Source organism: Streptomyces sp. KR55, assembly GCF_052245645.1.
GTDB classification, from domain to species: Bacteria; Actinomycetota; Actinomycetes; order Streptomycetales; family Streptomycetaceae; genus Streptomyces; species Streptomyces flavusporus.
Map to the genome: position 1 here is coordinate 1 of NZ_JBQQCE010000083.1, position 26,781 is coordinate 26,781.

The window sequence follows — 26,781 nt, forward strand, 5'->3', positions numbered from 1 at the left end:
ATACCCAGTGCCAGGCAGGCGGCGCCGCCCAGCGCCAGCAGCCACTGGACCCGGTTGGTGGCCCGGCCGGTCCAGACGTCGGGGGGCGAGCCGTGCTCGCCGCGGGGGTGGTCCCTCATATTTCGAGGTTACTCAGGTTTCGCTGCGCGGGGAGGGTGTTGCGCAGAGTGACTGGTCCGGCGGGCGGCCCGGCGGACCGAGGGATTCCGGTCAGTGACCGTGGGTCACCGGACGGGGCTGACCGCCGACAGGAGCCGGCCTTCCGCGTAGGCCAGGGCGGATGCGGGCAGCGGGCCCTCACGACCGCTCAGCAGCACCGTCACAGTGCCGCCGGGCTCGGCCGCGGGATCGGGGCGCGACCCGAGCCGGCGCAGGGCCTGAGCGGCCACGGCCCCCGCGGAACCGTGCAGGACAAGGGCCGGGGCGCCGGGGCGCTGCACGGCGGCACGGATGCGCTCGGCGACCAGCTCGTAGTGGGTGCAGCCCAGGACGACGGTGGTGACCTCGGCCGGGGTCAGCTCGGCGGCAGCGGCGACGGCGGCGTCGATGGCGGCCTCGTCCGCGCGTTCGACCGCTTCCGCGAGTCCCCAGCACGGCACTTCGGCGACCTCCACCCCGTCGGCGAAGTCCCGGATGAGTCCGCGCTGGTAGGGGCTGCCGGTGGTGGCGGGCGTGGCCCAGATCGCGACGGGGCCTCCGCCGGCCGCGGCCGGCTTGATCGCCGGGACCGTCCCGATGACCGGCAGCGCCGGTTCGAGGCGGGCGCGCAGGGCGGTCAGGGCGTGCACGGTGGCGGTGTTGCAGCCGACGATGAGGGCGTCGGGCCGGTGCGCGGCGGCTGCCTCTGCGACGGCCAGGGCGCGCTCGGTGAGGTCTTCCGGGGTGCGCGGTCCCCAGGGCATGCCCTCGGGGTCCAGGGAGAGCACGAGATCGGCGTCGGGGCGCAGGCGCTGTACCGCGGCGGTGGCCGCCAGCAGGCCGATTCCGGAGTCCATGAGCGCGATCTTCACCCGGCCACGATAGACGATGGGCCCCTCCGGGCCGGTCGGGTGGGGCAGACTGCGCGGGTGAGCGCCATCGCGTGGACTGCTGCCGGATCACTCGTCGCCTGGCTGTGGCTGCTGCTCGGTCAGGGCTTCTTCTGGCGTACGGATGTCCGACTGCCGCCCCGGACCGAACCCGCCGTGTGGCCGGACGTCTGTGTCGTCGTACCGGCGCGCGACGAGGCGGAGGTGCTGCCCGCCGGTCTGCCGTCGCTGCTCGCGCAGGACTATCCGGGGCGGGCGGAGGTCATTCTGGTGGACGACGGCAGCACGGACGGCACCGGTGAGCTGGCCCGCGCACTGGCACAACGGCACGGCGGGCTGCCGCTGACCGTGGACTCGCCGGGCGAGCCGCCCGCGGGCTGGACCGGCAAGCTGTGGGCGGTGCGGCACGGTATCGGCCTGGCACGCGCGCGTGGCCCCGAGTACCTGCTGCTGACGGACGCCGACATCGCCCACGCACCGGACAGTCTGCGGGCGCTGGTCGCAGCGGCCCGCACCGGAGGCTTCGACGTCGTCTCGCAGATGGCCCGGCTGCGGGTGGAGAGCCGGTGGGAACGGCTCGTGGTGCCGGCCTTCGTCTACTTCTTCGCGCAGCTGTACCCCTTCCGCCGGATCGGCAGGAAGGGCGCACGGACCTCCGCAGCGGCCGGCGGCTGCGTGTTGCTGCGCACCGAGGCCGCCGAGCGGGCGCGCATCCCGGACGCCATCCGGCACGCCGTCATCGACGACGTGGCGCTTGCGCGGGCCGTCCGGAGCATCGGCGGCCACCTGTGGCTGGGGCTCGCCGAACGGGTGGACAGCGTGCGCCCCTATCCACGCCTGCACGATCTGTGGCGGATGGTCGCGCGCAGTGCCTACGCCCAGCTGCGGCACAGTCCGCTGCTGCTGGCCGGGACCGTGGCGGGACTGGCGGTGGTGTATCTGGTGCCGCCCGTGGCGCTGGTCGTCGGTGCGGTCGGCGGGGGTGCGGCCACGGCGGTGCTGGGCGGCTCGGCCTGGCTGGTGATGACGGGCACGTACGTCCCGATGCTCCGCTATTACCGCCAGCCGCTGTGGCTCGCTCCCCTGTTGCCGTTCACCGCGTTCGTGTATCTCCTCATGACGGTCGACTCCGCGGTGCAGCACTACAGGGGGCGCGGTGCGGCCTGGAAGGGCCGCACCTACGCCCGTCCTGGCGCCGTCCCCGACGAGGGGTGAGCGCCGGTGTCCCTCAGGGTCACTTCCGGCCCGGGGTCCAGTTCATGCCCCACCCGTAGGCGTAGTCGACGGTCCGCTGCGGGCTGACGCCGCGCTCCGGCACCAGATAGCGGGCCTCGCGCTGGACGACCAGGTCCTGGCCGGTGTTGGTGATGAGCGCGAGGGCGCACACCGGGGACGGGACGGTGCACTCGTCCAGGGAGAAGTCGATCGGGGCGCCGTGCTGCGGCTGCAGGGTGACCGTGGCATGCAGGTCGGCGAAGGAGCGGGCGCCTTCGTAGATGGTGACGAAGACGAGGATGCGCCGGAACTTGTGCTTGTGGTCGAGGTTGACGGTGAGGTTCTCACCGCTCGCCACGGCTCCGGTGCGGTCGTCGCCGTCGAGGTGGATGTACGGCGGCTGGTGCAGCGCGCCGAAGGCGTTGCCGAGGGCCTGGACGACGCCCTTGCTGCCGTCGGTGAGTTCGTACAGGGCACACAGGTCGAGGTCCAGGTCGGAGTGCATCGCGACCGCCCGGCCGCGCTTGCTGCCCCACCCCGAGAACTGTTTGCGCACCTGCCAGTTGAGGTTCACGCGCAGGGCACCCGACGTTCCGCCCTGCTTGGTCAGCGACACGGACGGGGCTGCCTTGGTGAGCGTGACCTTGGTGAGCTGGACCGGCGGCGCGGGCGGAGCGGCCGGCGGCGGGGCCGGCACGGTGACGGGCGGCGCGGACGGCGCAGGCGTGGGTGCGGTGGCCGGTGGCGCGGTGGGGGCCGTGTGCTGCGGCTCGTCCACCGTGATCCCGAAGTCCGTGGCCAGGCCCTCCAGGCCGCTGCTGTAGCCCTGTCCCACCGCGCGGAACTTCCAGGCGCCCTGGCGGCGGTAGAACTCGCCGAGCACGAAGGCCGTTTCGACCGTGGCTCCCTCGCTGTCGAACCGCGCCACCACCGTGCCCCGAGCGGCGTCCTTGACCTCGATGTACAGGCCGGGCACCTGGCCGAACGCGCCGCCGTCCGCGGAGGCGGCGACCACCACGGTCTCGATCGTGGGCTCCACGCGCGCGAGGTCGACGAGGAGGGTGTCGGTCACCCCTCCGCCGGCCTCCCGCTTGCCCTCGTGCCGGAGCGCTCCGGAGGTGTGCTGCGGCTGGTTGTAGAACACGAAGTCCGCGTCGGAGCGCACCTTGCCACCGGCCAGCAGCAGGGCCGAGGCGTCGGTGTCGGGCACGCCCGGTCCGGAACGCCACCCGAGTTCCACCCGCAGTGCCGTCGTCGGCACCGGAACATTCGATCCCTTCGGCATTGACATGTCCGCCCCCATCACGTGTCACCGCGCCAAGGTCGCACCCCGGCAGCCATCGATTTTCTCTATGCGCCACAACCTATTGCCACCGACGACGAACGCCCATGCGCGCGGACGGAAAGACGAGTGGTCAACCGCCGGTAACCCCCCGGGAACTGAGCCTTTACACGATCCGAGCGCCGCTCGGTGCCCCTTTTTCCCAAGTTCGCTCGCATTGGGGATCCCACGTCACCGCGGACACGGAAAACAACCCTCTTATCGGTCTCCCCAACCAGCACATCGTGGGCTTAACTTATGTGCCATGACCTCCCCCCGCTCCACCTATGGCGGCGGCTACTACTCCGCCTCCTTCCCGGACACTCCGATCTACGACTCGCTCGTGGCCGAGCGGGGCACCCCGCAGATCGCCCCGATCCGGGTCCCCGCCGCGTACGACACGCCGGGCAGCCACCTGCCCGCCCTCCCGTCGGCGCTGCCCGCCCTGCCGGCGGCCCCGTCCCAGCCCGCCTATGGCTACCCGCAGGCGCCGCAGCCCACGCCGCTGCAGCAGGCGCCCACGGCGTACATCCCGCAACAGGCCGCCGCGCCGCGCGGTTACCCCGGCCCGCAGCACCAGCAGCCGCGCCCCGCGGCCCCCGGCGGCACGGGTTACGAGGCGATGCGCCCCGCGGCCCCCCGGCCCGCCCCGGCTCAGCACCAGGACCCGTACAACAACCAGCAGTACCGGGGCTACTGAGCCCATCCCCGGGCTGTCGGTGTCGCCTGGCACGATGGCCCCATGGGGAACGCGGTGCTGCAGTCGATTCATGTCCATCCGGTCAAGGCGTTCCGGGGTCTTGCGCCCCGGCAGGCCGTCGTGGAGCCCTGGGGGCTGGCCGGAGACCGACGCTGGGTGCTGATCGACGACGGGGGAAAGGTCGTCACGCAACGCCAGCAACCGCGCCTCGCGCTGGCCGCCGCCGAGCTCGTGCCCGGCGGCATCCGGCTGTCCGCACCCGGACTGGACCCACTGACCGTGGCCGTCCCCGAGCCGGTCGGCACGCTCACGCTGCAGATCTTCCGCGACAAGGTGGAGGGTGTCCTCGCCGACGCCGCGGCGCACGCCTGGTGCAGTGAGTTCGTCGGTGCCGACGTCCGCCTCGTCCACATGGACGACCCCGCCGTACGCCGGCCCGTCGATCCGGACTACGCGCTGCCCGGCGAGACGGTCTCGTTCGCCGACGGCTACCCGCTGCTCCTCACCTCTGCAGCCTCCCTCGACGCCCTCAACGCGCTGATCGCGCAGAACGGACTCGCCGACGAGGGCCCGCTGCCGATGAACCGGTTCCGGCCGAACGTGGTCGTCGCCGGCGCCGTGCCCTGGGCCGAGGACGCCTGGCGGCGCATCGCCATCGGCGAGGTGACCTTCCGCGTCGCCAAGATGTGCGGGCGGTGCGTCGTCACCACGACCGACCAGTCCACCGCCGAGCGCGGCCGGGAACCCCTGCACACCCTCGTACGGCACCGCCGCATCGGCGGCAAGCTGGTCTTCGGACAGAACCTCGTACCTCAGTCCGTGGGCACGATCAGGGTCGGGGACCCGGTCCGGATCATCGAATGAGTGACAGTCGCCGCGAACCGCAGCCGTGCGGGAACCCCGGGCCGGGACCTGCGCGTTGAGCCATCGTGAGAAGTTCATGAGAGGCCCCGGGCACAGGTGATTTCGCTCTCTCTTTGACCGGGCCCGCGGGTGAACGGCTCCATCGGGGGTTATCACGGAGCGGGAAGGGGGTGCGGGACGTGCGAGCTATCGGCGGGCTCTGGCGCTGGCGGCACAATCCGCTGCGCCGCACGACCGATCTGGTCGAGGCCTGGGTGGCCCTGGGCGCCCTGCTGGCCATCCTCCTCGTCGCACCCGTGATCGGCTCCCTCGTCGGCTCCCTCGCGCAGGACTCCATGCAGCGGTCCGTCCGGGAGCAGCGCCAGTCCCGTCATCTCGTGACGGCCACCGTCGTCCGCGAGTTGGAGCGCTCCCCCCTGGACCTCGACGCCGAGACCGCCTCGCGGGAGACCCGCACCCGCGTGCTCGCGCACTGGACCGCACCGGACGGCACCGACCACCGGGCACCGGTCATGACGCACCTCAGCACCCCCGAGCCCGGCGAACACTTCACGATATGGACCGACGGGCACGGCCGTACCGCGGCCCGCCCGTTGGACCCGGCCACGGCGACGACACACGCCGTCCTCGCCGGGTTCGGTGCGGCCGTGCTCACCGCGGGCCTCGTCGAGGGAGCCAGACGGATGATCGTCTGGCACATGGTCCGTCGCCGGTACGCCCGTTGGGACCAGGCCTGGGACCGGGCGGGCCCCGACTGGGGCAGGACCGGCACCGGCAGCTGACGGCCTTCCGGCTCCGGTCAACCCACCGTCCGTGCGCACGCTACGGTGGACCGGCCGAACTTCGGCATCAACCCGCGTGCGAGCGAGCCGTAGGGGCTGTGACGCCCCGAAGGCGAACGAGCCATCAGTACGACCGAGGTGGGGGCACAGCAACGCCATGGCACAGGGCACGGTCCAGGTGACGCACACCGGTACATCGCGGTGGCGGCGCCGCACGGGTGAGTACGCATCGCTCGCCGCCGCCCTGGAGGCCGCGGCCGACGGTGACGTGCTCACCATCGCCCCCGGGACCTACCGGGAGAACCTCGTCGTGCAGCGGGCGGTGACCCTGCGCGGACCCGAGGGCTCGCCCGGCTCCGTGCGCATCGCACCCGTCGACGGGGTGCCGCTGACCGTGCGCGCCTCGGCGGTGGTGCAGGACCTGCACGTGGAGGGGCAGGACGCGGCCGCGCCCGCGCTGCTCGTCGAGGAGGGCACGCCGCAGCTGACCGACGTGCGGGTCGTCACCCGGTCCGCCGCCGGGATCGAGGTACGCGGCAGCGCACGCCCGACCGTGCGGCGGTGCACCGTCGACAATCCGGCGGGCATCGGCATCGCCGTCGTCGACGGCGGGGGCGGGGTGTTCGAGAACTGCGAGGTCGTCGCGGCCGGACAGGCCGGCGTCGCGGTGCGCGGCGGCGCCCGTCCGCGCCTGGAGCGCTGCCGGGTGCACCACGCCTCGGGTTCGGGTCTGACCGCGACCGGTGAGAACTCCGGGCTGGAGGCGGTGGGTTGCGAGGTGTACGAGGTCCGTGGCAGCGGCGTGCAGATCACCGGCCGGGCCACCGCGCACCTCACCGACTGCGATGTGCACCGCACCACCGCGGACGGCGTCACCCTCGACACCGACGCCGTGCTCACCCTCGCCGACTGCCGAATCCACGACATCCCCGAGAACGCGGTCGACCTGCGCTCCCGCTCCGTCCTCACGATGGCCCGTACCAGCGTGCGGCAGTTCGGCCGCAACGGCCTGTCGGTGTGGGACCCGGGCACACGCGTCGACGCCAACCAGTGCGAGATCTTCGACAGCACCGGCGACTACCCGGCCGTGTGGGTCAGCGACGGTGCGACGGTGGTGCTCGACTCCTGCCGGGTGCACGACGTGCCGGATGCGCTGTTCGTACTCGACCGCGGCTCCCGTGCGGACGTCGTCGACAGCGACCTGTCCCAGGTGCGCAACACCGCGGTGTCCGTCAGCGACGGTGCGACGGCACAGCTCGACGACTGCCGCATCAAGGACGCCGCGACCGGCGCATGGTTCCGTGACCACGGCAGCGGCGGCACCCTCAGCAACTGCACGGTGGCCGACACCCAGACCGGCGTGATCGTGACCAAGGGCGCCGACCCCACCATCGAGCGGTGCACGGTCGACTCCCCCGCGGAAGCGGGCTTCTATGTGTCGGCGGGCGGCCGCGGAAGCTTCCTGAACTGCCGCGTGCGGGGCAGCGGTGGCTACGGCTTCCATGTGATCGACGGGTGCCGTACGACGCTCAGGAAGTGCCGTACGGAGCGCTGCGCACGCGGGGGTTACGAGTTCGCGGACCCCGGTCCCGACGCCGGGTCCGGTGCGGGACCGGTCGTGGAGGACTGCACCAGCGACGAGAGCGCGAGCCTGCGCACGCCCGCTTCCCCGGAACCCGTCGTCCAGACGGCGAGTGGGTCGACGTCCCTGCTCGGCGCGATCCCCGGGCAGCGCACCACCGAGCAGGAGCCGCTCGTGGCGGCCACGCGGCCGCAGCAGTCGGCCCGGACCTCGAAGGCCGTGCTCGGTGAACTCGACGCGCTGGTGGGCCTGGAGAGCGTCAAGCGCGAGGTGCGGGCCCTCACCGACATGATCGAGGTGGGCCGGCGCCGGCAGCAGGCGGGCCTCAAGGCGGCGTCGGTCAAGCGGCACCTGGTCTTCACGGGTTCCCCCGGCACCGGCAAGACCACGGTCGCGCGGCTGTACGGCGAGATCCTCGCCTCGCTCGGCGTCCTGGACAAGGGTCACCTGGTCGAGGTGTCCCGCGTGGACCTGGTGGGCGAGCACATCGGTTCCACCGCCATCCGCACGCAGGAGGCGTTCGAACGGGCCCGTGGCGGCGTGCTGTTCATCGACGAGGCGTACGCGCTGTCGCCGGAGGACGCGGGCCGTGACTTCGGCAAGGAGGCCATCGACACACTCGTGAAGCTGATGGAGGACCACCGGGACGCGGTGGTGGTGATCGTCGCAGGCTACACGGCCGAGATGGAACGGTTCCTGTCCGTCAACCCCGGTGTGGCGTCCCGCTTCTCACGCACCATCACCTTCAGCGACTACGCCCCCGACGAGCTGCTGCGGATCGTGGAGCAGCAGGCGGACGAGCACGAGTACCGGCTGGCGCCGGGTGCGGCGGAGGCCGTACTGAAGTACTTCACCGCGATCCCGAAGGGCCCCGCCTTCGGCAACGGCCGCACCGCCCGGCAGACCTTCGAGGCGATGGTGGAGCGCCATGCGAGCCGGGTCGCCCAGCTCGACGAACCGAGCACGGACGACCTGACCCTGCTGTACGCGGAGGATCTGCCGGAACTGCTGTGACCGCCGGGCACACCGCCTAGGAGCCGGCCTCCGGGCGCTGCGCCGGCACCTCCGGGCGCAGTCGGGCCAGCAGGCGAGCGCGTTCGGCGCCGAAGGCCGGGTCCGCCTGGTATTCGGAGTGGCCGAGGACGGGGGCGGGCAGCGGGTGAAGGTCGGTGCGGCCGTGGGCCAGCGGGTCCTGCAACGGCTCGCGGTCGACCTCGGGTTCGCTGTCGTCGGGCAGCCGGACGGGGCCGCCGATCGGGTCGGTGAGCCGGTACAGGTTGGCCCAGCAGTCGACGTCGTGGTGCAGGGCGGTGAGCGCGGCCGGGCCGAAGTGGGCAGGGAACCAGCGGCCGTACAGGCGCTCCAGCGGAGAGCCGTACGTCAGCAGGGCGACCCGCTTGCGCACGGTCGGGGTCAGCTGCCAGGCCGCCGCGGCGGCGAGGACGCTGCCCTGGGAGTGGCCGGAGATCACCAGGCGTCCGCCCGTGGTGCGCGTCCAGGTGGTGATCCGCCAGGTCAGGTCGGGCACGGCCCGCTCGGCGTAGCAGGGCGGGGCGAAGGGGTGCGCGGCGCGCGGCCAGAAGGTGCCGACGTCCCAGAGGATGCCGATGGTGCGCCGGGCGGAGGCGTCCTTGTAGGCGCGCCGGCCCCAGGTGACGAAGAGGATGAAGCCGAGCCCGATCAGCCAGGAGCCGAGGGCCTGGGCGGTCTCCGCGGCACCGTGGACGAAGGGGTGCGTGTGCTCGGCAGCCTGGCTCGGGGTCTGCTCCGTGGCCATGGCACCGACCAGAGCCCCGGTGCCCAGGAGCAGGCCGACGGTGGAGATCGCGGCGACGAAGAGGGGCCCGCGGTCGGTGAGCGTGGCCATGGCGCGGGTGCGCGCGATCCGGCGGGTGCGTTCAGGGTCCTTGGACTCCCCCGGATAGGTGCGTTCCACCACGGCGCGCTCCGCGCGGGCCAGCCCCAGCGTGCGCCACGCCTGCCAGCCGCACAGGACGAGCAGGACCACCAGCAGGGGCGGGATCGCGGACGCCTGCCAGGTCAGCAGGACCGGCGCACCGGGGATGGCGGCCCGGGTGCCGTCCAGCCAGTCGGCCACCCGCTGGGACACGCCGCCGGACATCACGGCGCCGAGGGCGCAGGCCAGCATCGCGACGGCGGGCCCGGCCAGGCCGCGCATCGCGGCACGCGGGTCGGGATCGCTGCGGTGGAGGAGGTGGGCGACCACGCCGAGGACGATCACCAGCAGGCCCTGCACGAGGACGATGCCGCCGAAGGTCGCGTCGCCCGGCAGCCGCCCGTCCGATGTCCACTCGGGGCGCTCCCACCCGGCATAGAGCAGGGTGAGGGCGAACAGGACGAGGGCGCCGAGCGGGAGGTGTCGTACGAGGGGCGCGTCGAGTCCCCGGTCGAGGTGCTGCTCGCTGCGGCCCCGTCGGCAGACCGCCCACACGACGAGGGCCGCCCCGGTCACCAGTGCCGCCTCCAGCAGCCATCCCAGCGTCTCCAGGACGGCCGGTCCGCCGGGTTCGCGGTCGTGCCGGGCGGCAGCGCCGGCGACCGCGGCGGCCACCGTGAGCAGGCCCGCGGCGGTGTGCGCGCCGCGCAGCCGGGCGACCAGGCGCCGGCCGTACCAGAAGCCGGGGCGGGCCAGTGAGGTGCGGCCGGTGTCCTCGTCGTCCTCGGGGGTGCGCGACAGCGGCTGCTCGGACTCGTACGCGGCCCAGGTCCGCAGGGAGAGGTACCACAGCAGGCCGACCAGGGCGGCGGGCACCAGGGACGCCAGGGCGAGCCTGCGGCCCGGTGGGCTCCACCAGCCGCCGTCGGACTCCGTGGGCGACAGGAAGCCCAGCCAGGAATGCCGCTCGGCGCAGGCGGGCGTGCCCGCGCACTGCCAGGCGGTCAGGTCCAGGGCGACCTCGCAGACGGCCGCGACGAGCAGCACCGTCAGGGTCAGTCCCACAAGGCGGACCAGCAGCCCGTAGAGCCGCACCGTCCGGACGCGGCCCCGCGCGGTCGGGCGCATCCAGTGCGCGAGGTTGGCCACCATGAACGGCAGTAACAGCAGCCACAGGGCGCGGGCGCTGTTGCCGGAGGTGAGGTTGGACCAGACGTACGCCTCGGGCACCGGCCGCCCGGCGGCATGGCCGGCCCGTTCGTCCGGCTCGGCGGTGTCGGCGCGGGTCTCGGCCTCGACGTCGTCGGCGCGCCGGAAGACGGCCGCGGTGTCGTCGCCGGAGATCCGCACCGTGCGCGGGTCGTCCAGCATGTGCTCGGGTGTGGCGCCGCCCACCCCGTGGACCAGCAGTTCCAGGGCGGCACCGGCATGATCGGGCCGCTCGGCGGGCCCGGCCGCCCCGTCGCTCCACGCACGTTCCTGCGCACGTTCCACTTCTTGCACTTCCCCCGAGACGTGCCGTTGGCATCTGTCGGTGCGGGCTCAAGGATCTCCGCTGGACGCCCCGCCCACACCTCTCGTCACCGAATCTCCCCGATCCGTGTGACAGACAGGCAAGGATGGCAAAGGATAAAGGGATAAGGCCCCAAGTGGCATGTTCGCGTCGGGGCAGCCGGTGACGCGTCCCGGGCCGACCCGTGCGAATATGGGACGCCAACGCACTGGGGCCGGGAGAATGTCCTTGTCGGAGCGGGTGCGAGGGCATGTCGGACGGGCTTGAGGAAAGGACCGGAGCGTACGTGAGTGAGAATCAGAACCTCCTCGCGGAGCAGCGGCGCGCCCTGATCCTGGACGAGGTGCGCCGCCGCGGCGGCGTCCGCGTCAACGAGCTGACCCGCAAGCTCGGCGTGTCGGACATGACGGTCCGCCGCGATCTCGACGCGCTGGCCCGCCAGGGCGTTCTGGAGAAGGTCCACGGCGGCGCGGTCCCGGTGGCGGAGGCGAGCACGCACGAGCCGGGCTTCGAGGCCAAGTCGGGTCTGGAGCTCACCGCCAAGGAGGACATCGCCAAGGCCGCGGCGCAGCTGGTCGCGCCGGGCTCGGCGATCGCGCTGTCGGGCGGTACGACGACGTATGCGCTGGCGCACCACCTGATCGAGGTGCCCGACCTCACCGTCGTCACCAACTCGGTGCGGGTCGCCGACGTCTTCCACGCGGCGCAGCGCTCCTCGGGCCAGCGCCAGGGCGCGGCCACGGTGGTGCTGACGGGCGGCGTGCGCACCCCGTCCGACTCGCTGGTGGGGCCGGTGGCCGACCAGGCGATCGCGACGCTCCACTTCGACGTGCTGTTCCTCGGAGTGCACGGGATATCGACGGAGGCCGGCCTGTCGACGCCGAACCTCGCGGAGGCGGAGACCAACCGGCGCCTGGTGCAGTCGGCGCGGCGGGTCGTGGTGGTCGCCGACCACACCAAGTGGGGCACGGTGGGCCTGAGTTCCTTCGCCACGCTGGAGCAGGTCGACACGCTGGTCACCGACTCGGGGCTGCCCGCCGATGCCCGGGCGGAGATCTCCGAGCATCTGCGGCACCTGGTGGTGGCGGGCGAGGAGGAGGACGCGGAAGACCTCTGACCGCGTCGGCGGCGCAGACATCTGACGGGCCGCCAGCTATGGTGGGCTGCCCCGTCCCTGCCCGCCGTACAGGGGGTTTCCGCATGGCTCGCCGTCTGCGTCCGGTGGAGGTCGACTTCGTCCGGGCCGCGCCCGTACGGCTGGTCTTCGCCCGCGAGATCACCGCTCCCCCTCAGACGGTCTTCCGTGCGCTCGCCGAGGACGTGCCCGGCTGGACGCAGTGGTTCTCGGCGGTGACGCTGGCCCGGCCCACCGACGACGGCGCCGGACGGGAGATCCGGCTCAAGGGCGGTACTCGGTTCGCGGAGACGATCCTGGTGGCCAAGGAGCCCGAGGTGTACGCGTACCGCGTCGACGAGACCAACACGCCGGGGGCCCGTGCGCTCGTCGAGGAGTGGCGGCTCACGCCGGCCGGTGCCGGCACGCGCGTGCAGTGGACGTTCGCCGCCGACGGGACGCCGGTGTTCCGCCTCGTGCTCAGGCTGGCGCGGGCGGGCCTGGGGCGCGCGTTCAAGGACGCCGTGACGGCGCTGGACCGGCGGCTCGCACGGTGAGCGCTCAGTCCGGCCAGAGGCCCGTGGCGAGCAGTGTCCCGATCGCCGCCGTGTACGGCGTGATGTCCAGGTCCTGCTCGGCGAGCCAGGTGTCCGAGTAGTACTTGTCCAGGTAGCGGTCCCCGGGGTCGCACAGCAAGGTGACCACGCTGCCCGTACGCCCGTCCGCCACCATCTCGGCGACGATCTTCAGGGCGCTCCACAGACCGGTGCCGGTCGAGCCGCCCGCCTTGCGGCCGATGGCCTGCTCCAGGGCGCGCACGGCGGCAACGCCGGCCGCGTCGGGCACCTTCATCATCCGGTCGATGGCGCCGGGCACGAAGCTCGGTTCCATACGTGGCCGGCCGATGCCCTCGATGCGTGAGCCGCAGTCGCAGGTGACGTCCGGATCGCCGGTGGTCCAGCCCTCGAAGAAGCAGGAGTTCTCCGGGTCGGCGACGCACACACGCGTGTCGTACTGCATGTAGTGGACGTAGCGCGCGATGGTCGCCGAGGTGCCGCCGGTGCCGGCCGTGGCGACGATCCACGCGGGTTCCGGGAACCGCTCCAACTCCAGCTGACGGAAGATGGATTCGGCGATGTTGTTGTTGCCGCGCCAGTCCGTGGCCCGTTCCGCGTAGGTGAACTGGTCCATGTAGTGGCCGCCCGTGTCGGCCGCGAGGCGGGCGGACTCCTCGTACATCGTGCGCGGGTCGTCCACGAAATGGCACTGCCCGCCGTGGAACTCGATCAGGCGGCACTTCTCGGCGCTCGTCGTGCGGGGCATGACGGCGATGAAGGGCACGCCGATCAGCTTCGCGAAGTACGCCTCGGAGACCGCCGTGGAGCCGCTGGAGGCCTCGATCACCGGGCGGCCCGGCCGGATCCAGCCATTGCACAGGCCGTAGAGGAAGAGCGAGCGGGCGAGCCGGTGCTTCAGGCTTCCGGTGGGATGGGTCGACTCGTCCTTGAGGTACAAGTCGATGCCCCAGTGGTCCGGCAGCGGGAAACGGAGGAGGTGGGTGTCGGCAGAACGGTTGGCGTCGGCCTGCACCTTGCGGACGGCCTCTTTCAGCCAGCCGCGGTAGACGGTGTCGCTGTGGTCGACGTCGAGGGTGGCGCCGGTCCTGATCTGCTGGGGGGTGGTCACGGCGGGGCTCCTTGGGCTGCGCGCCGACGGCGGGTGGCGCGGCCGGTACACCGATCATAAACAGGCTTCCGCGCGCTTCTCACCTGCATAAACGCATCTTTGAGCAGCTCAAAGACGACCCTGGGGACGCGGTGGACCGTTGCGTGCCACCCCCGGCGGAAGCCCTCGGGGGCGCATTCGCGCGAGTGCTCCGGGTGGCCTATGCCCGGGTGACGTGCGCACTGGTGCGCGTCTTCGGTGACGGGCAGACTGCACCGCGCGGGACGAAAACGCCGGACGGGAAGCCACGCGCGACGAGGGGGCAGGAGGGTATGGCGGAGCCGGAGTTCACGGCCAGGGGGGTGCGGATCGGTAAGGGCCTGCGCTCCCTCACCCGGGCCGGGCAGGTCCGGATCAGCGACGGCAGGCTGGAGTTGCTCACCAGTTACGGAAGCGAGATCGACAGCGCACCGGTGCAGGCGGTGCGGGCGTCGAAGCCCTGGTTCGCCTCCGGGGCACGCGCGCTGGCCGACCTCAACGGCAAGCGCTACTCGCTGACGTTGGGCGAGCACGACCCCGCACCGGGCGAGCCGGGACCGCCCGCGTCACGCCGCTTCATCGAGGCCGTACGCAGGGCGGCACGCCGTGACGGCTGAGCGCCGCCGGGGCGGGGCGGCCCGGCGGGGGTGGCGGGTGGCCGAGCCGCGGCGGCGCCGGGTGAGCGAGGCGAGGGGGCGCGGGGTGGCCGAGCCGCGGTGGCCCGCGGTGGCCGACCGACGGCGGGCCGTGGTGGCCCCACAGACGTGAGCCGTGACAGCCATGCCCACCTGAGTCGTGCAGGCCACGTCGACGTGAGCCGTGCAGGCCGCTCGGACGAGCCATGGCCGCCGCGCAGCCGCGAGTTGCGCGGCTGGACCCCCTGCGTCACTCTGGTCTCACGTCACTCTGGGTTTACCGGCGATAACGCTGCGAACCAGCCGCCGGTCACGACAGCAGGCGGCAGTTTCACGCAGGCGCGCTGCTGGATCCGAACTCCGTGTTCTTCCGGACCTCACGTCGGGGAGTCGCAGCCGTGATCAGTCACCCACGCAGGCACTGCACGGTGGAGCTCCAAGCCCTGCCGTCGCGGATCGGCCAGGTCCGCAGAATCGTATCTGCGCAGTTGCGCTACTGGCATCTGGATGCCCTGATAGACCGAGCGGCGCTCGGTGTGACCGAACTGCTCTCGAACGTCCACCGGCATGCCCAACCCGACAAGACCTGCACCGTGGAGATCGAGCTGCTGCTCGACCGGCTCATGGTGTCGGTGCGCGACCGCGACCCCCGCCTCCCGGTGGTGGCGGACGCGGATCCGCTGGCCACCTGCGGGCGCGGTCTCGCGATGGTGGCGGCGATGAGCGAGAGCTGGGGGGTGCGGCCCGACGGTGACCAGGGCAAGGTCGTCTGGTTCACGCTGCCGACGGCCTCGCCCGCGGTGAAGGCACCCCCACGCCCGGCCCGCCGCACGGCCACGGAGCCCGCCCCCAGGTTCGCGGAGGTCGAACCCGTCGGCCGTACGCCCGAACACGCTCCCGCCCGGTCGGCCGTTGTCGGCTGACCGGGCGGTGCGAGGGCCTCGGCGAAGTCACCGCAGGTCCGAGGCCCGTCACTCCGCCGCGATGGCGCGCAGCACGTCCAGGCGGGCCGCACGCCGGGCCGGCCGCAGGCCCGCGAGAGCCCCGGCCGCGAGGCCCACCAGCGCCACCACCGCGAGCTGCACGGGTGGCATCGCGAAGGCGAAGGCGCTGTCGCTCGCACCGTCGGAGGCCTCCACCAGCACCCAGCCGAGGAAGGCGCCGAGGCCGAGACCGCCGGCCGTGCCGAAGGCGGCGACCAGGACGGACTCCCAGCGGACCATGGCCCGCAACTGGGGACGCGTCTGGCCGACGGCCCGCAGCAGGCCCAGTTCACGGGTGCGTTCGTGGATCGCCAGCGTCAGCGTGTTCGCGATGCCGAGGAGGGCGATGAGCACCGCGAGGGCGAGCAGCGCGTAGACGAGGGTGAGCATCATGTCGATGCCGCCGGCCGACGACTGTGCGTACTCGTCGCGGGTCTGCACGTCGGGGTTGCCGTACCGGGCCGCGACCCTCTCCACCGCCGCCTTGCCCGCGTCGGTGCTCACGCCGTCCTTGAAGGAGACCGCGACGAGCGTGTCGGAATCCTGGACGCGGTGCGGTGCCCAGGCGGCGCGGGTGATGACGTAGTCCCCCGCGAGTTCGGACTGCCCGTACACCGCGCGGACGGTGAAGGTCTCGCTCCGGCCGTCGGTGAAGGTGAGCCGGGCCGTGTCGCCGGTGGTGAGGCCCTGTTTGCCGGCCTCCTTCTCGGTGATCGCGATGCCGTCGGTGCCGAGGTGGCGGAGGGAGCCGTGGACGGTGCCGAGGTCGAAGGTGCGTTCCAGGGCGACCGGGTCGGTGACCGTCAGCGCCCGCCCCTTGCCGTCTACTTCTGCGACCCCTCGGCCCAGTCCGACGGCCGTGTCCACCTCGGGCAGCCGCTGGACCGCGTCGGCGAGGCGCGGGCTCAGGCCGCTGCCGCCCGCGCCGAACGACGGGGTGCTGACGGCCACGTCTCCCGCGAAGGACCTGGCCACGGTCTGGTCCATCGTCGCCTTCAGCGAGGCTCCGAACACCGTGAAGAGGTAGACGACGGCCACGCCGATCATCAGGGCGCTCGCGGTGGTGGCCGTTCGCTTCGGGCTGCGCAGGGCGTTGCGCCGGGCGAGTCCCCCGGTGACGCCGCGCAGTCGGTCGAGGGGGCCGCCGAGGATCCGTACGGCCGTCGTGGAGGCGACCGGGCCGAGTACCACGAAGGCGGCCAGGGCGAGGGTGGCGCCGGTTCCCGCCAGCCAGATGGACGGCGTCAGCAGGACTCCGCTGAGCGTGATGCCGATCGCGAGGGCGATCAGGCCCACGCCGGTGACGGCGCGGGCGCGGGAGGCGCCGGAGGTGTCGACGGCCGTCTCGCGCAGGGCGGCCAGCGGTGCGGTGCGGCCGGCTCGGAGGGCGGGGAGCAGCGCGGAGCCGAGGCAGACCACGACACCGACCGCGAGCGGCAGGGCCATGGAGAGGGTCTTCAGCACCAAGTCGCCCTCGGGGAAGGGGAATCCGATCGCCGGGAACAGTGCCTGGAGGCCGGCCGCGATGCCGATGCCGCCCGCAAGGCCGGCCACCGACGCGGTGACGGCCACGGCGGTCGCCTCGACGAGGGTCGACGCGGTGACCTGGCGGCGGGAGGCGCCGAGGGCGCGCAACAGGGCGTTCTCGCGAGTGCGTTGGGCCACGACGATCGCGAAGGTGTTGTGGATGGAGAAGGTCGCCACCAGGAGGGCCACGCCGGAGAAGACCAGGAGGAAGGTGGTGAAGATGGTCAGGAACTGACTGGAGATCATGTCGGTGTTCTCCTCGGCCGACTCCTGACCGGTGATGGCCTCGACCCCCTTGGGCAACACGGACGTCAGTTCGTCGACCAGTTCCTGCTGGCTGGTGCCGGGGCCGGCCCGCACCTGGATGCTCGCCGTCTCGCCCGGCCCGGCCGTGAGGTACTTCTCGGCGTCGGCCTGGGTCATGCCGGTGAAGGTCACCTGGGCCATGCCGTCCTCGCCGCCGAAGGTCGCGAGGCCGACGATGGTCACCTTGATCGGGTCGGGCGTACGCAGGGTCGCGGTGTCGCCGATCTCCAGGTCGCCGCGTTCGGCGGTCCCCCTGTTGACGACTACCTCGCCCGACTTCTCCGGGGCGCGGCCTTCGGCCAGGCGGTAGGGGTTGAGCTCGGGGTCGGCGATCCAGTTGCCGGCGAGGGTGGGCGGGCCCTGGCCGCCGATCGGGTCGCCGTTCTTGCCGACGAGCTGGCCGGCGCCCTGGATGTTGGGCGCGGCGGCCGCGACGCCCGGGGCCTGCTCGATCGTGCGCACCAGGGCCGTGTCGACCGGCTCGCGCACGCCCTCGCTCTCGCCGGGCGTGGTGATGGCGTCGGCGCTGCGGACGACGGCGTCCGTGCCGCTGGTCGCGTTGCCGAACATCGTGTCGAAGCTGGCGCGCAACGTGTCGCCCATGACGAGGGTTCCGGCCAGAAACGCCACGCCCAGGAACACCGCGAGGAACGTACCGGCGAAGCGTCGCTTGTGGGCGCGCAGGGAGGACACGCTCAGGCGGACGGATGCGTTCATGACGGCACCTCGAAGGCTTTCATGCGGTCCAGGACCTTGTCGGCGGTCGGGGATTCCATACGGTCGACCAGGCGTCCGTCCGCGAGGAAGACGACCTCGTCGGCGTGGGCGGCGGCCACCGGGTCGTGGGTGACCATGACGACCGTGCGGGCCGTCTGGCGCACCGCGCGGCCGAGCAGGCCGAGGACCTCCTCGCCGGAGCGGGAGTCGAGGTTGCCGGTGGGCTCGTCGGCGAAGACGACGTCCGGCTGTCCGGCGAAGGCCCGGGCCACGGCGACTCGCTGCTGCTGGCCGCCGGAGAGTTCGGAGGGGCGGTGGTGGAGCCGGTCGCGCAGGCCGACCACGTCGATCAGCGCGTCGATCCACTCCCGGTCGCCCTTGCCGCCCGCGAGGTCCAGCGGCAGCGTGATGTTCTCCGCGACGGTCAGCGTCGGTACCAGATTGAAGGCCTGGAAGACGAAGCCGACGCGGTCGCGGCGCAGGAGGGTGAGGCGGCGGTCGTCGAGGCTGCTCAGCTCGGTGTCGCCGATGTGGGCGGTGCCCGAGGTGAGCGTGTCGAGGCCGGCCGCGCAGTGCATCAGGGTGGACTTGCCGGAGCCCGAGGGCCCCATGATCGCGGTGAAGCGGCCGACCGGAAAGTCGACGCTCACCCCGTCCAGGGCCCTCACGCTGGTGTCGCCGACGCCGTACACCTTCACGGCGTCGACGACGCGGGCGGCCGTCGGCGTGGTCGTGACGGTCGTGGTCGTCATGCCGCACCGCCCTTGCCCGCACGGCCGAACTGCTCGTCCAGGACGGACAGTCGACGCCAGTACTCGTCCTCGTCGATCTCGCCGGAGGCGAAGCGGTGGCCGAGCACGGTGATGGGTGAGTTGTCGTCGGCGGCCGGCCGCCAGGGGCCGCGGCGTCCGCGCCACACCGTGCGGCGCAGCAGCGTGATGCCGCCGATCACGACGGCCGCCCAGATCAGCGGGAAGAGGAGGATCCACGGGCCGGGGCCGCCGTCGGCGAAGTGAGCCAGGGTCTGCATCTCGAGTCATCTCCCGAGTCGGTTCGGTTGGGTCGTTCGGTGATGCTTCGAGGCTCGCGCCGGAGGGGGGTCCGGGTCGTCGTACGACCAGCGGCAGTGCGCATACCTCGCGGGGAGTAGACGAGGCCGGATCCGCTGCTCCGGAAGGGCTCGGCCAGGACTCGACGTCTGTAACTACTAGTATGTACAGTGAGGGCATGAGCGCATCGGACACCTCGGACCGACTGATCGAGTCCACCCGCGAACTGCTGTGGGAGCGCGGCTATGTGGGCACCAGCCCCAAGGCGATCCTGGAGCGCTCGGGCGCCGGGCAGGGCAGCATGTACCACCACTTCAAGGGGAAGCCGGATCTCGCGCTGGCCGCGATCCGCCGTACTGCCGAGGAGATGCGGGCTACCGCCGCGGGAGTACTCGACGGGCCGGGCACGCCGTACGAGCGGATCGAGGCGTATCTACGGCGCGAGCGCGATGTGCTGCGCGGGTGTCCGATCGGGCGGCTGACGATGGACCCGGACGTGGTCGCCAGCGACGAGCTGCGGGCGCCCGTCGACGAGACGCTCGACTGGCTGCGTGAACGCCTCGCCGGGATCGTCGAGGAGGGCAAGGAGCAGGGCCAGTTCGCGCCCGGGCTCGACGGCGAGGCGATCGCGGCAACGATCGTCGCGACCGTCCAGGGCGGCTACGTCCTCGCCCGCGCGTCCGGTTCACCCGCCGCCTTCGACGTGGGCGTCCGGGGTCTGCTGTCCCTTCTCTCACCGCACCAGGAGCGCTAGAAGCACAGAAGCACGTGAAGCACTGGAAGCACTGGAAAGGCGAGCCGATGCACGCGATGCAGTACGAGATCACCATGCCCGCCGACTACGACATGGGGATCATCCGTCGTCGCGTCGCGAACAGGGGGCATCTGCTCGACGACTGGCAGGGGCTGGGCTTCAAGGCGTATCTGATGCGCGAGCGCGGTGTGCACGGATCGCCGGTCAACCAGTACGCGCCGTTCTACCTGTGGAACACCGTCGCGGGCATGAACGCCTTCCTGTGGGGAGGCCCTTTCCAGGGCATCGTCGACGACTTCGGGCGGCCGTCGGTGCGGCAGTGGTCCGGGCTGGCGTACGCGGAGGGCAGCGACGCCCACTCCCCCGCGCGGGTGGCGGTGCGGAGGCGCCAACAGGTGCCGGACGACGGGCTGTTGGCCGAGGCCATGGCGGAGGCAGCGCGGGAGACCGAGCGGCTGGCCGACGAGGACGGAGCGGTGCTCGCGGCGGCCGCCGTGGACACGAGCCGTTGGGAGCTGATCCACTTCTCCCTCTGGGGGAACGACACCCCCAAGGCCGACGGCGACGTGTACGAGGTGCTGCACATGTCCGCGCCCGGGCGGGACCGGTTGCCGGGCTGACAAGGAAGGGCGCACACATGGCACTGGAGATGCGCGATCGCTGTGAGCGCTGCGTGACGGCGGCGCTGCCGCTCGACGCACCTGCCCGCATCTGCTCGTACGAGTGCACCTTCTGTGTGCCGTGCAGCGAGGCGATGCGGGACATCTGTCCCAACTGCGGTGGCGAGCTGGTCCCCAGACCTCGCCGTTCATGACGTCCGTGACAAGGAGACCGACAGACATGCCCTTCATTCGCATCGACGCACTGGGAGCCGACCCCGAGCGGCTGGACGCGCTCGGCCGTGCCGTGCACGACGCCCTGGTGGAGGCCATCGGGATCCCGCCCGACGACCGGTTCCAGGTGCTGGTCGGGCACGACGGCACCCGAAGCACGCTCCGCTACGACGCCAACTATCTCGGCATCCACCGGGACGACGGCATCGTGTACGTCACGATCACCCTGCGCTCCGGGCGGAGCCCCGAGCAGAAGCAGGCGCTGTACCGACGGATCGCCGAACTCGCCCACGCCTACGCGGGGACCGAGCCACGGAACGTGTTCGTCAACCTGATCGAGAACGAGCCCATCAACTGGTCGTTCGGCGAGGGAGTGGCGCAGTACGCCGATTCCCCCGCCCCCGTCGATTCCCCCACCCTCACCGGACCGCTCTCCTAGGCCACGGCGATGTCCACGGTCGGCCGGAGCTTCGCGGCCGTGGCCAGGGCCTCGTGCACGGGGTGGGTGTCGAAGGCCGTCAACAGGGCCGTGTCCGCCTGGTGTTCGGCGGCCGGGTAGGCGATCTGCTCGTAAGCGGCCTGGAAGCGGGGGCCCCAGCGGCGCGCGCCGAGGCGGGCCGTGCGGGAGCAGTTGTCGACCATGTGGGCCACGTCCCGGGCGTGCATGTAGGGCAACAGTGAGTCGACGGCCTCGATGACCGACTCGTTGACGATCTCCGACCAGGGATGGCCGCGCTCGGCGAACTCGTCGATCTGGGCTGTCATCGTGGCCACGAACACCCCGGCGGGGAACGGGTCGACAGGCAGCTCGTGTTCGGCCCGCCGGGCGTGCACCCGGTCGCTGACGGCCCACATCGGTGAGCCGCCGATCCTGCTCATCGGGCGTGCGCCGAGCCGCCGTTCGGCCAGGATCGCACTGCGCAGCTCGGTGCCGTCGGCGACCTCGTCATAGATCTCGGCGACGATCTCGCGGGCGGGCCCGTACGTCGCCGTGTACGCCCGGTCGAAGACGGCCCGGCCGTCGGAATCCAGGCCCGCACGCACGGCGCGCAGTCCCGCGCGGGAGATCGTCCGGGCGATCGGGCCGGTGACGTTCTCACAGGAGCGCTCGTACGCCGTCACCTCGTCGTCCCCGGCGAGCCGGTGGCGGGCGTACAGGCTCTCGACGATGCCGTGGACGGCGCCGAGCAGGATGGCGCGCTCGCCGACGATGTCGGAGAGGTACTCGCTGTCGAGCGTGGTCCGGAAGGTGCACGGCGAGCCCAGCGCCACCGACCAGCCGAGCGCGAGGTCCGTGGCCCGGCCGTCGGGGTCGGCGTGCACGGCGAAACTGCTGTTGATCCCAGCGCCGTTGATCTCGGCGCCCTGCTCGTAGAGCCTGCGCACGGAGTCGCCCATCCCCTTGGGGCACACGGCGATCACCCCGTGCCCCGGCGGGAACTCGCCGCCCGTCTCCCGCAGATGGCCGAGCAGGAAGCCGTGCGAGAGGCCGATGACGGCGCCGGGCTTCAGGGCCGCGAAGATCTCCCGGTGGTGGGCGGCGAGCGCGGCGTCGGCGATCAGCAGGATCACCAGGTCGCTGGCGGCGGCGACGGCGAGCCAGTCGCCCAGCGTGCCGTCCTCCTCGGTGAAGCCGTGGGCGCGGGCGTCGTCGGCCGAGCGGGAGCCCGGGCGCAGTCCGACGGCCACCCGGATGTCGGTGCCGACGAGGGAGTCGCGCAGGTTGCGGGCCTGGGCGCGGCCCTGCGGGCCCCAGCCGATCACGCCGATGCGGCGGACGCCGACGAAGGCCTGCGGCAGCAGCGGGAAGAGGTGCCGGCCGCCGCGCAGGACGGTCTCCGTGCCGCCGGGCACGTCCATGGTTTCGAGGGGGAAGACGCGGGAGGTGTATGTGGTCGGGGTCATGCCCGAGTTGTAGGCTCCGCGCGAGTGTTGCGGCAAGCGCAACATACGCAGCGGGCTGTTGCGCAAAATGAAATGGTGAGGTCGAGGAGTGCGGGAGGACCATCGGGAGTTGCGGCTCTTCCTCCATCTGGCGCAGACGCTGAACTTCGGGCGGACGAGCCTGGACTGCCACGTCAGTCCGGCGACGCTGACGCGGACAGTGCAGCGGCTGGAGGCGGATCTCGGGCACCGGCTGTTCGACCGGGGCCCGCGCGGGGTGTCACTGACGGCGGAGGGACATCGCTTCCGTGAGTACGCCGTCCGGGCCCTGGAGCTGTGGCGTGCCTACCGCGAGGAGCATCCCGATCCGGCCGAACTCACCGGTCGACTCGCCGTGTTCGCCACGGTGACCGCCTGCCAGGCGCTGCTGCCGGACCTGCTGGCCGCGTTCCGCACCGCGCACCCGCAGGTACGGCTCGATCTGCGCACCGGGGACGCCGCCGCGGCGCTGGCGCGGCTCGACGAGGGCGAGGTGGACGTGGCCGTCGCCGGGGTTCCGGCACGGCTGCCGGAGCCACTGGTGAGCCGGACGGTCGCGGTCACCGGGCTCGTCTTCGTCACTGCACGCGACCGGCCGGACCCCCAGCTGGACGGCCCCTTCGTGCTGCCGCACCGCGGGCTGGTCCGCGACGCGGCCGACCGCTGGTTCCGCGCCCGCGGCCGCAGGCCGGAGGTGTCCTGCGAGCCGGACGGCCACGAAGGGCTGCTGGCGCTCGTAGCCCTGGGCTGCGGCACCGGCGTGGTTCCCCGTCTCGTGCTGGAGCACAGCGCGGTGCGCGACCGGCTGACGGAGGTGCCGGCCGATCCGCGGCCGGATCCCTTTCCGATCGGGTTGTGCGTGCGTCGGGCAGACCTGCGACGGCCCGCGGTGGCGGCGCTGTGGAGTCTGACGGGCGGGGCGGTCGCTTGATGGATCAGCAACCTTTATTGACCGATCGTTCTCGTATCGACTAGGGTGGCAGGCATGGCCAGGACCAAGGAATTCGATCCGGACGCCGCGCTCCAGTCGGCCCTCGAACTGTTCTGGCAGCGGGGCTACGAGGCGACGTCGATGGCGGATCTCGTCGAGCACCTCGGCATCGGGCGCGCCAGCATCTACGCGACGTACGGCAACAAGCGGGACCTGTACATGAAGGCCCTGGACCGGTATGGCGAGGCACAGAATCCGCTGCTCACGCGGGAGCTGTCACAGCCGGGACCCGCACTGCCGGCCGTGCGGGCGGTGATTCGGAGGTTCGCAGAGGAGGCCGCGGACGAGGTCCGGCGCTCGATGGGCTGCCTTGTCACCAATACGGCAGCCGAGCTGGCCCCGCACGACACCACGGCCGCCCGCCGGGTGGAACTGAGCTGGGGGCACGCCGAAACGCTGCTGCACTCGTCGCTGGTGCGCGCACAGGCGCAGGGCGAGCTGCCGCAGGACCGCGATCCGCGGGCGCTGGCCCGGATGCTGCTGGTCCTGATGCAGGGACTGCGAGTGGTGGGCAAGGCGTCGTCGGACCCGGCGCGGGTGCGGGACGCGGCGGAGCAGGCCTTGGCGCTGCTGGACTGACCAGCGGCGCATGGAGCAGTGACTCTGCTGTGCCGATCCCGGACTCTTCCCTGCCCGAATACTTGACCATTCGGTCTAGAAAGAAGGGCCTCATGACCACGCTCGACGGCGCCCCGGCGCCCGCCAGGCCAGGGCTCGCCGTCCGTCGTTCCTTCGTCCTGCTCGGCTCGCTCCAGGTCATCCTGATCTTCACGCTGGCCGCGATCGCCGTGCCGCTGCCCGGGATCGGGCGTCAATTCGGCCTGGGTCGGAACGAGTTGATCCTGCTCAGCGCAGCGTACGGGTTGACGTTCGCCGGACTGCTGCTGTTCGGGGGGCGGCTCGCGGACCGCTACGGCGGCCGGCAGACGCTGATCGCCGGGCTGCTGCTCTTCGCCGCCGCCTCCGTCGCCGCGCCGCTCGCCCCCGGATACGGCACGCTGCTCGCGGCGCGGTTCGCGCAGGGCGCCGGTGCGGCCCTGGTCGCGCCCGCCGCGATGGCCGTACTGCGCACGCTCTACCCCGAACCCTCCGCGTACCGTCGTGTGATGGCCGCCTGGGGCGGTCTGTCGGTGCTCGGGGCCACCGCCGGGAATCTGCTCGCCGGTGTCATCTCCGCGCTGCTGTCCTGGCGTTGGGCCCTCGCCGTGCCGCCGGTCGTCGCCGCGGTGGCGCTGTCACTGGCGCCCCGGATGCTGCCCGGCGACGACGGGCCGAAACGCAAAGGCGCTCTCGATGTTCCCGGCGCCGTGCTCGCCACGTGCGGCCTGGTCGCGGCCAGTTACGGACTCGTCGTCACCGACGCGTGGTCCTGGGATTCGGCCCGGGTACTGGGCCCGCTGACCGCCGGTGCGGTGCTGCTCGCCGTCTTCGCCGCCGTCGAACGCCGGGCGCGCGACCCGCTGTTGCCGCCGGGCTTCCTGCGGGACGGGCGGCGCGCATTCGGGCTGGCAGCCACCGCGCTCACCGCCGCCGGAACCAGCACCGTGTTCGTGCTGTTCTCGCTGCATCTGCAGGACGGGCGGGGCTGGTCGGCGCTGCGGGCCTCGGCCGCGTTCCTGCCGTTCGCCGCCGCGCTCCTCGTCTCCGGCCGGGCGGCGGGGCGGCTCGTGGGGCGGTACGGGCCGGGCCCCGTCACCGGCGGCGGGCTGACCCTGGCCGCGGCCGGGCTCGGGCTGCTCGCGCTCAGCGGGCTCGACGCCGGGACTCCGTACGCCTACGGGGTGCTGCCCGGTTTTGTACTGCTGCCGGCCGGGGCGGCCGCCTCCTTCGCGAGTGCGGCCGTACTGGCCACCGAGCGGGTGCCGGCCGGGCGGACCGGACTGGCCGGGGGCGTCCACAACACGGCGATGGAGGTCGGGCCGACCGTCGTCTTCGCCGTGCTGCTCGCCGTCGGAGGCGACCGGGCGAGCCTCGCCGTGGCGGCGGGACTGTTCGCCGTGGCCGCGGCGGCGGCTCGCCTCACCGGCCGACGCTGACCTGACCGTCGTACTCACAACTCCCTTCCTTCGAAAGGAAGCCGATCCATGTCCAGCAACCGCTTCTCCGACCGCACCGTCCTCGTCACCGGCGGCGGCTCCGGTATCGGCCGGGCCATCGCCCTCGCGTTCGCCGCCGAAGGGGCCCGGGTCGTCGTGGCCGGGCGCGGCCGTGCGGCGCTCGACGAGACCGTCGCCCTGGTACGGGAGTCCGGCGGGACCGCGTTCGCCGAGGTCGCCGATGTGACGCGGGCCGACGAGGTCGAGGCGCTCGTGCAGGCGGTGGTCGACCGGTTCGGCTCGCTCGATGTCGCCGTGAACAACGCGGGCGTCTTCCGGGGCGGGCCGCTCGCCGAGCTGTCCGAGGAGGACTGGCGGACCGTGCTCGACATCAACGTCACCGGCGTCTTCCTGGCCATGACGGCCGAGATCCGCCGGATGCGTACGCAGCCGGGCGGCGGCTCGATCGTCAACGTCTCGTCGAACCTGGGGCGGTACCGGCAGGTGCCCGGCGCCACCGCCTACTCCGCGACCAAGGCCGCCGTCACCTCCCTCACGCGCGGAACCGCACTGGAGTACATCGCGGAGGGTGTGCGGATCAACGCCGTCAGCCCCGGCGCGTCCGACACGACGATGTCGCTGCGTGCCGGTGAGACCGAGGCCGAGCGTGCCGCACGGATGGCCGCACGGATGAAGGAGGAGTCGCCGCTGGGCCGGGTCTCGACGACAGAGGAGGTGGCCGGGGCCGTGCTGTATCTGGCGTCGGACGCCGCCGCCTCCTTCGTGGGCACCGACCTGGTGATCGACGGAGGCGCCACCCTGTAGTAGCGCCACCTCGCGGGGGCGTCAGACCGTCGCCAGCGCACCCAGCGGATCGTCCAGCACCGGCTGCCACGCCAACTCCGCGGCGCCGACCAGGCTGTTGTGGTCGAGGGAGCAGGCCAGGATGGGGACGCCGCCGCTCCGGCCCCACAGGCTGCGGTCGGCGACGACCGCGCGCAGCCGGTCGGGGTCGGCGTCCAGGAGGGTGCGGTGCAGGCCGCCGAGGATGATCCGGTCGGGGTTGAGGATGTTCACCAGGCCGGCGAGTCCGAGGCCGAGGCGGTCGATGAGGGCCTCTGTGGCAGCGCGCACGCCGGGGTCGTCGTACTCGTGCCGGATCAGTTCGTTGGCCTGCTGGAGCAGGGACACCTCGGGGCCCGGCTCGCGGCCCGCCGTCGTGAGGAAGGCCAGCGGGTCGGCCTCGACGTCGAGGCAGCCGCGGCTGCCGCAGTGGCAGGGGCGGCCCTCGGGGTTGACGGTGAGGT

26 protein-coding genes are annotated in these 26,781 nt (G+C 72.5%); 17 read left to right on the forward strand and 9 right to left on the reverse strand.

Annotated features, from left to right (window positions below):
• Nucleotides 1-224 precede the first annotated feature (224 nt).
• Complete coding sequence (locus ACTWQJ_RS14820) at nt 225-1,010, reverse strand: glutamate racemase (RefSeq protein WP_443307101.1); 786 nt, start codon at nt 1,008-1,010, stop codon at nt 225-227.
• Nucleotides 1,011-1,067: 57 nt separating this feature from the next.
• On the opposite strand from ACTWQJ_RS14820, the gene ACTWQJ_RS14825 reads away from it, so the two are divergent.
• Nucleotides 1,068-2,243, forward strand: a complete 1,176-nt coding sequence (locus tag ACTWQJ_RS14825; protein ID WP_443307102.1) for a glycosyltransferase — start codon at nt 1,068-1,070, stop codon at nt 2,241-2,243.
• Between the two features lie 19 nt (nt 2,244-2,262).
• Here the strand turns inward: ACTWQJ_RS14825 and ACTWQJ_RS14830 are convergent, their stop codons facing one another.
• Nucleotides 2,263-3,528, reverse strand: coding sequence for a TerD family protein (locus tag ACTWQJ_RS14830; RefSeq protein ID WP_443307122.1), 1,266 nt, complete (start codon nt 3,526-3,528; stop codon nt 2,263-2,265).
• 301 nt (nt 3,529-3,829) lie between these two features.
• Here ACTWQJ_RS14830 and ACTWQJ_RS14835 point away from each other — a divergent pair, with 301 nt between their 5' ends.
• The 4 genes from ACTWQJ_RS14835 (at nt 3,830) to ACTWQJ_RS14850 (ending at nt 8,506) form a co-directional block, all read left to right on the forward strand.
• Nucleotides 3,830-4,264, forward strand: a complete 435-nt coding sequence (locus tag ACTWQJ_RS14835) for a DUF6643 family protein (protein WP_385782215.1) — start codon at nt 3,830-3,832, stop codon at nt 4,262-4,264.
• Between the two features lie 42 nt (nt 4,265-4,306).
• Complete coding sequence (locus ACTWQJ_RS14840) at nt 4,307-5,128, forward strand: MOSC domain-containing protein (RefSeq protein ID WP_443307103.1); 822 nt, start codon at nt 4,307-4,309, stop codon at nt 5,126-5,128.
• A 179-nt stretch (nt 5,129-5,307) separates the two neighbouring features.
• Nucleotides 5,308-5,910 carry an Rv1733c family protein gene (locus tag ACTWQJ_RS14845; RefSeq protein WP_443307104.1) on the forward strand — a complete coding sequence of 201 codons (603 nt, stop codon included), beginning with the start codon at nt 5,308-5,310 and terminating at the stop codon, nt 5,908-5,910.
• A gap of 157 nt (nt 5,911-6,067) precedes the next feature.
• Nucleotides 6,068-8,506 carry a right-handed parallel beta-helix repeat-containing protein gene (locus ACTWQJ_RS14850; protein ID WP_443307105.1) on the forward strand — a complete coding sequence of 813 codons (2,439 nt, stop codon included), beginning with the start codon at nt 6,068-6,070 and terminating at the stop codon, nt 8,504-8,506.
• Nucleotides 8,507-8,522: 16 nt separating this feature from the next.
• Here ACTWQJ_RS14850 and ACTWQJ_RS14855 read toward each other — a convergent pair whose 3' ends face one another.
• A complete protein-coding gene (locus ACTWQJ_RS14855) occupies nt 8,523-10,883 on the reverse strand; it encodes a hypothetical protein (RefSeq protein WP_443307106.1) in 2,361 nt (786 codons plus the stop codon).
• A 305-nt stretch (nt 10,884-11,188) separates the two neighbouring features.
• On the opposite strand from ACTWQJ_RS14855, the gene ACTWQJ_RS14860 reads away from it, so the two are divergent.
• Both ACTWQJ_RS14860 and ACTWQJ_RS14865 read left to right on the forward strand, forming a co-directional pair.
• Nucleotides 11,189-12,019, forward strand: coding sequence for a DeoR/GlpR family DNA-binding transcription regulator (locus tag ACTWQJ_RS14860; RefSeq protein ID WP_224735291.1), 831 nt, complete (start codon nt 11,189-11,191; stop codon nt 12,017-12,019).
• Between the two features lie 83 nt (nt 12,020-12,102).
• Complete coding sequence (locus ACTWQJ_RS14865) at nt 12,103-12,573, forward strand: SRPBCC family protein (RefSeq protein WP_443307107.1); 471 nt, start codon at nt 12,103-12,105, stop codon at nt 12,571-12,573.
• A gap of 4 nt (nt 12,574-12,577) precedes the next feature.
• On the opposite strand, the gene ACTWQJ_RS14870 is transcribed toward ACTWQJ_RS14865, so the two are convergent.
• Entirely contained in the window at nt 12,578-13,702 is a 1,125-nt protein-coding gene (locus ACTWQJ_RS14870; protein ID WP_443307108.1) for a PLP-dependent cysteine synthase family protein, read from the reverse strand.
• Nucleotides 13,703-14,013: 311 nt separating this feature from the next.
• On the opposite strand from ACTWQJ_RS14870, the gene ACTWQJ_RS14875 reads away from it, so the two are divergent.
• Nucleotides 14,014-14,337, forward strand: coding sequence for a hypothetical protein (locus ACTWQJ_RS14875; protein ID WP_443307109.1), 324 nt, complete (start codon nt 14,014-14,016; stop codon nt 14,335-14,337).
• Between the two features lie 416 nt (nt 14,338-14,753).
• Nucleotides 14,754-15,278, forward strand: coding sequence for an ATP-binding protein (locus tag ACTWQJ_RS14880; protein ID WP_443307110.1), 525 nt, complete (start codon nt 14,754-14,756; stop codon nt 15,276-15,278).
• A 48-nt stretch (nt 15,279-15,326) separates the two neighbouring features.
• Here the strand turns inward: ACTWQJ_RS14880 and ACTWQJ_RS14885 are convergent, their stop codons facing one another.
• The 3 genes from ACTWQJ_RS14885 to ACTWQJ_RS14895 are packed head-to-tail and all read right to left on the reverse strand — an operon-like array spanning nt 15,327 to nt 18,918.
• A complete protein-coding gene (locus ACTWQJ_RS14885) occupies nt 15,327-17,888 on the reverse strand; it encodes an ABC transporter permease (RefSeq protein WP_443307111.1) in 2,562 nt (853 codons plus the stop codon).
• Nucleotides 17,885-18,640: an ABC transporter ATP-binding protein gene (locus ACTWQJ_RS14890; RefSeq protein ID WP_443307112.1), complete on the reverse strand. Its 756-nt coding sequence runs from the start codon at nt 18,638-18,640 to the stop codon at nt 17,885-17,887. The genes ACTWQJ_RS14885 and ACTWQJ_RS14890 overlap by 4 nt, the downstream gene beginning before the upstream one ends.
• Nucleotides 18,637-18,918, reverse strand: a complete 282-nt coding sequence (locus ACTWQJ_RS14895) for an SHOCT domain-containing protein (RefSeq protein ID WP_443307113.1) — start codon at nt 18,916-18,918, stop codon at nt 18,637-18,639. The genes ACTWQJ_RS14890 and ACTWQJ_RS14895 overlap by 4 nt, the downstream gene beginning before the upstream one ends.
• Nucleotides 18,919-19,100: 182 nt before the next feature.
• Between ACTWQJ_RS14895 and ACTWQJ_RS14900 the strand changes: the two genes are divergently transcribed.
• The 4 genes from ACTWQJ_RS14900 to ACTWQJ_RS14915 are packed head-to-tail and all read left to right on the forward strand — an operon-like array spanning nt 19,101 to nt 20,963.
• Nucleotides 19,101-19,691: a TetR/AcrR family transcriptional regulator gene (locus tag ACTWQJ_RS14900; RefSeq protein WP_443307114.1), complete on the forward strand. Its 591-nt coding sequence runs from the start codon at nt 19,101-19,103 to the stop codon at nt 19,689-19,691.
• A gap of 47 nt (nt 19,692-19,738) precedes the next feature.
• Nucleotides 19,739-20,311: a DUF4865 family protein gene (locus ACTWQJ_RS14905; RefSeq protein ID WP_443307123.1), complete on the forward strand. Its 573-nt coding sequence runs from the start codon at nt 19,739-19,741 to the stop codon at nt 20,309-20,311.
• 17 nt (nt 20,312-20,328) lie between these two features.
• On the forward strand, nt 20,329-20,505 hold the full coding sequence (locus ACTWQJ_RS14910) for a DUF1272 domain-containing protein (RefSeq protein WP_443307115.1): 177 nt from the start codon (nt 20,329-20,331) through the stop codon (nt 20,503-20,505).
• A 26-nt stretch (nt 20,506-20,531) separates the two neighbouring features.
• Nucleotides 20,532-20,963, forward strand: a complete 432-nt coding sequence (locus tag ACTWQJ_RS14915; RefSeq protein WP_443307116.1) for a tautomerase family protein — start codon at nt 20,532-20,534, stop codon at nt 20,961-20,963.
• Here the strand turns inward: ACTWQJ_RS14915 and ACTWQJ_RS14920 are convergent.
• Nucleotides 20,960-22,429, reverse strand: a complete 1,470-nt coding sequence (locus ACTWQJ_RS14920; protein WP_443307117.1) for a ketol-acid reductoisomerase — start codon at nt 22,427-22,429, stop codon at nt 20,960-20,962. The genes ACTWQJ_RS14915 and ACTWQJ_RS14920 overlap by 4 nt on opposite strands.
• Before the next feature lie 88 nt (nt 22,430-22,517).
• Here ACTWQJ_RS14920 and ilvY point away from each other — a divergent pair, with 88 nt between their 5' ends.
• The 4 genes from ilvY to ACTWQJ_RS14940 are packed head-to-tail and all read left to right on the forward strand — an operon-like array spanning nt 22,518 to nt 26,299.
• Nucleotides 22,518-23,378 carry an HTH-type transcriptional activator IlvY gene (gene ilvY / locus ACTWQJ_RS14925; RefSeq protein WP_443307118.1) on the forward strand — a complete coding sequence of 287 codons (861 nt, stop codon included), beginning with the start codon at nt 22,518-22,520 and terminating at the stop codon, nt 23,376-23,378.
• A gap of 54 nt (nt 23,379-23,432) precedes the next feature.
• Entirely contained in the window at nt 23,433-24,017 is a 585-nt protein-coding gene (locus ACTWQJ_RS14930) for a TetR/AcrR family transcriptional regulator (protein ID WP_443307119.1), read from the forward strand.
• A gap of 50 nt (nt 24,018-24,067) precedes the next feature.
• Nucleotides 24,068-25,474, forward strand: a complete 1,407-nt coding sequence (locus tag ACTWQJ_RS14935) for an MFS transporter (protein WP_443307124.1) — start codon at nt 24,068-24,070, stop codon at nt 25,472-25,474.
• Nucleotides 25,475-25,522: 48 nt separating this feature from the next.
• The gene (locus ACTWQJ_RS14940; RefSeq protein WP_443307120.1) at nt 25,523-26,299 is read left to right on the forward strand and encodes an SDR family NAD(P)-dependent oxidoreductase; all 777 of its coding nucleotides are present in this window, start codon (nt 25,523-25,525) and stop codon (nt 26,297-26,299) included.
• A gap of 21 nt (nt 26,300-26,320) precedes the next feature.
• Here the strand turns inward: ACTWQJ_RS14940 and ACTWQJ_RS14945 are convergent.
• Nucleotides 26,321-26,781, reverse strand: a 461-nt coding sequence (locus ACTWQJ_RS14945) for an ROK family protein (RefSeq protein WP_443307121.1), incomplete at its 5' end; no start/stop codon positions are given.

What these genes read in the sequence shown, in the direction of transcription:
- ACTWQJ_RS14830 (WP_443307122.1), bottom strand. Translation starts at nt 3,528, where the DNA reads ATGCCGAAGGGATCGAATGTTCCGGTGCCGACGACGGCACTGCGGGTG.
- ACTWQJ_RS14835 (WP_385782215.1), top strand. Translation starts at nt 3,830, where the DNA reads ATGACCTCCCCCCGCTCCACCTATGGCGGCGGCTACTACTCCGCCTCC.
- ACTWQJ_RS14840 (WP_443307103.1), top strand. Translation starts at nt 4,307, where the DNA reads ATGGGGAACGCGGTGCTGCAGTCGATTCATGTCCATCCGGTCAAGGCG.
- ACTWQJ_RS14850 (WP_443307105.1), top strand. Translation starts at nt 6,068, where the DNA reads ATGGCACAGGGCACGGTCCAGGTGACGCACACCGGTACATCGCGGTGG.
- ACTWQJ_RS14865 (WP_443307107.1), top strand. Translation starts at nt 12,103, where the DNA reads ATGGCTCGCCGTCTGCGTCCGGTGGAGGTCGACTTCGTCCGGGCCGCG.
- ACTWQJ_RS14875 (WP_443307109.1), top strand. Translation starts at nt 14,014, where the DNA reads ATGGCGGAGCCGGAGTTCACGGCCAGGGGGGTGCGGATCGGTAAGGGC.
- ACTWQJ_RS14885 (WP_443307111.1), bottom strand. Translation starts at nt 17,888, where the DNA reads ATGAACGCATCCGTCCGCCTGAGCGTGTCCTCCCTGCGCGCCCACAAG.
- ACTWQJ_RS14890 (WP_443307112.1), bottom strand. Translation starts at nt 18,640, where the DNA reads ATGACGACCACGACCGTCACGACCACGCCGACGGCCGCCCGCGTCGTC.
- ACTWQJ_RS14895 (WP_443307113.1), bottom strand. Translation starts at nt 18,918, where the DNA reads ATGCAGACCCTGGCTCACTTCGCCGACGGCGGCCCCGGCCCGTGGATC.
- ACTWQJ_RS14900 (WP_443307114.1), top strand. Translation starts at nt 19,101, where the DNA reads ATGTACAGTGAGGGCATGAGCGCATCGGACACCTCGGACCGACTGATC.
- ACTWQJ_RS14905 (WP_443307123.1), top strand. Translation starts at nt 19,739, where the DNA reads ATGCACGCGATGCAGTACGAGATCACCATGCCCGCCGACTACGACATG.
- ACTWQJ_RS14910 (WP_443307115.1), top strand. Translation starts at nt 20,329, where the DNA reads ATGGCACTGGAGATGCGCGATCGCTGTGAGCGCTGCGTGACGGCGGCG.
- ACTWQJ_RS14915 (WP_443307116.1), top strand. Translation starts at nt 20,532, where the DNA reads ATGCCCTTCATTCGCATCGACGCACTGGGAGCCGACCCCGAGCGGCTG.
- ACTWQJ_RS14920 (WP_443307117.1), bottom strand. Translation starts at nt 22,429, where the DNA reads ATGACCCCGACCACATACACCTCCCGCGTCTTCCCCCTCGAAACCATG.
- ACTWQJ_RS14930 (WP_443307119.1), top strand. Translation starts at nt 23,433, where the DNA reads ATGGCCAGGACCAAGGAATTCGATCCGGACGCCGCGCTCCAGTCGGCC.
- ACTWQJ_RS14940 (WP_443307120.1), top strand. Translation starts at nt 25,523, where the DNA reads ATGTCCAGCAACCGCTTCTCCGACCGCACCGTCCTCGTCACCGGCGGC.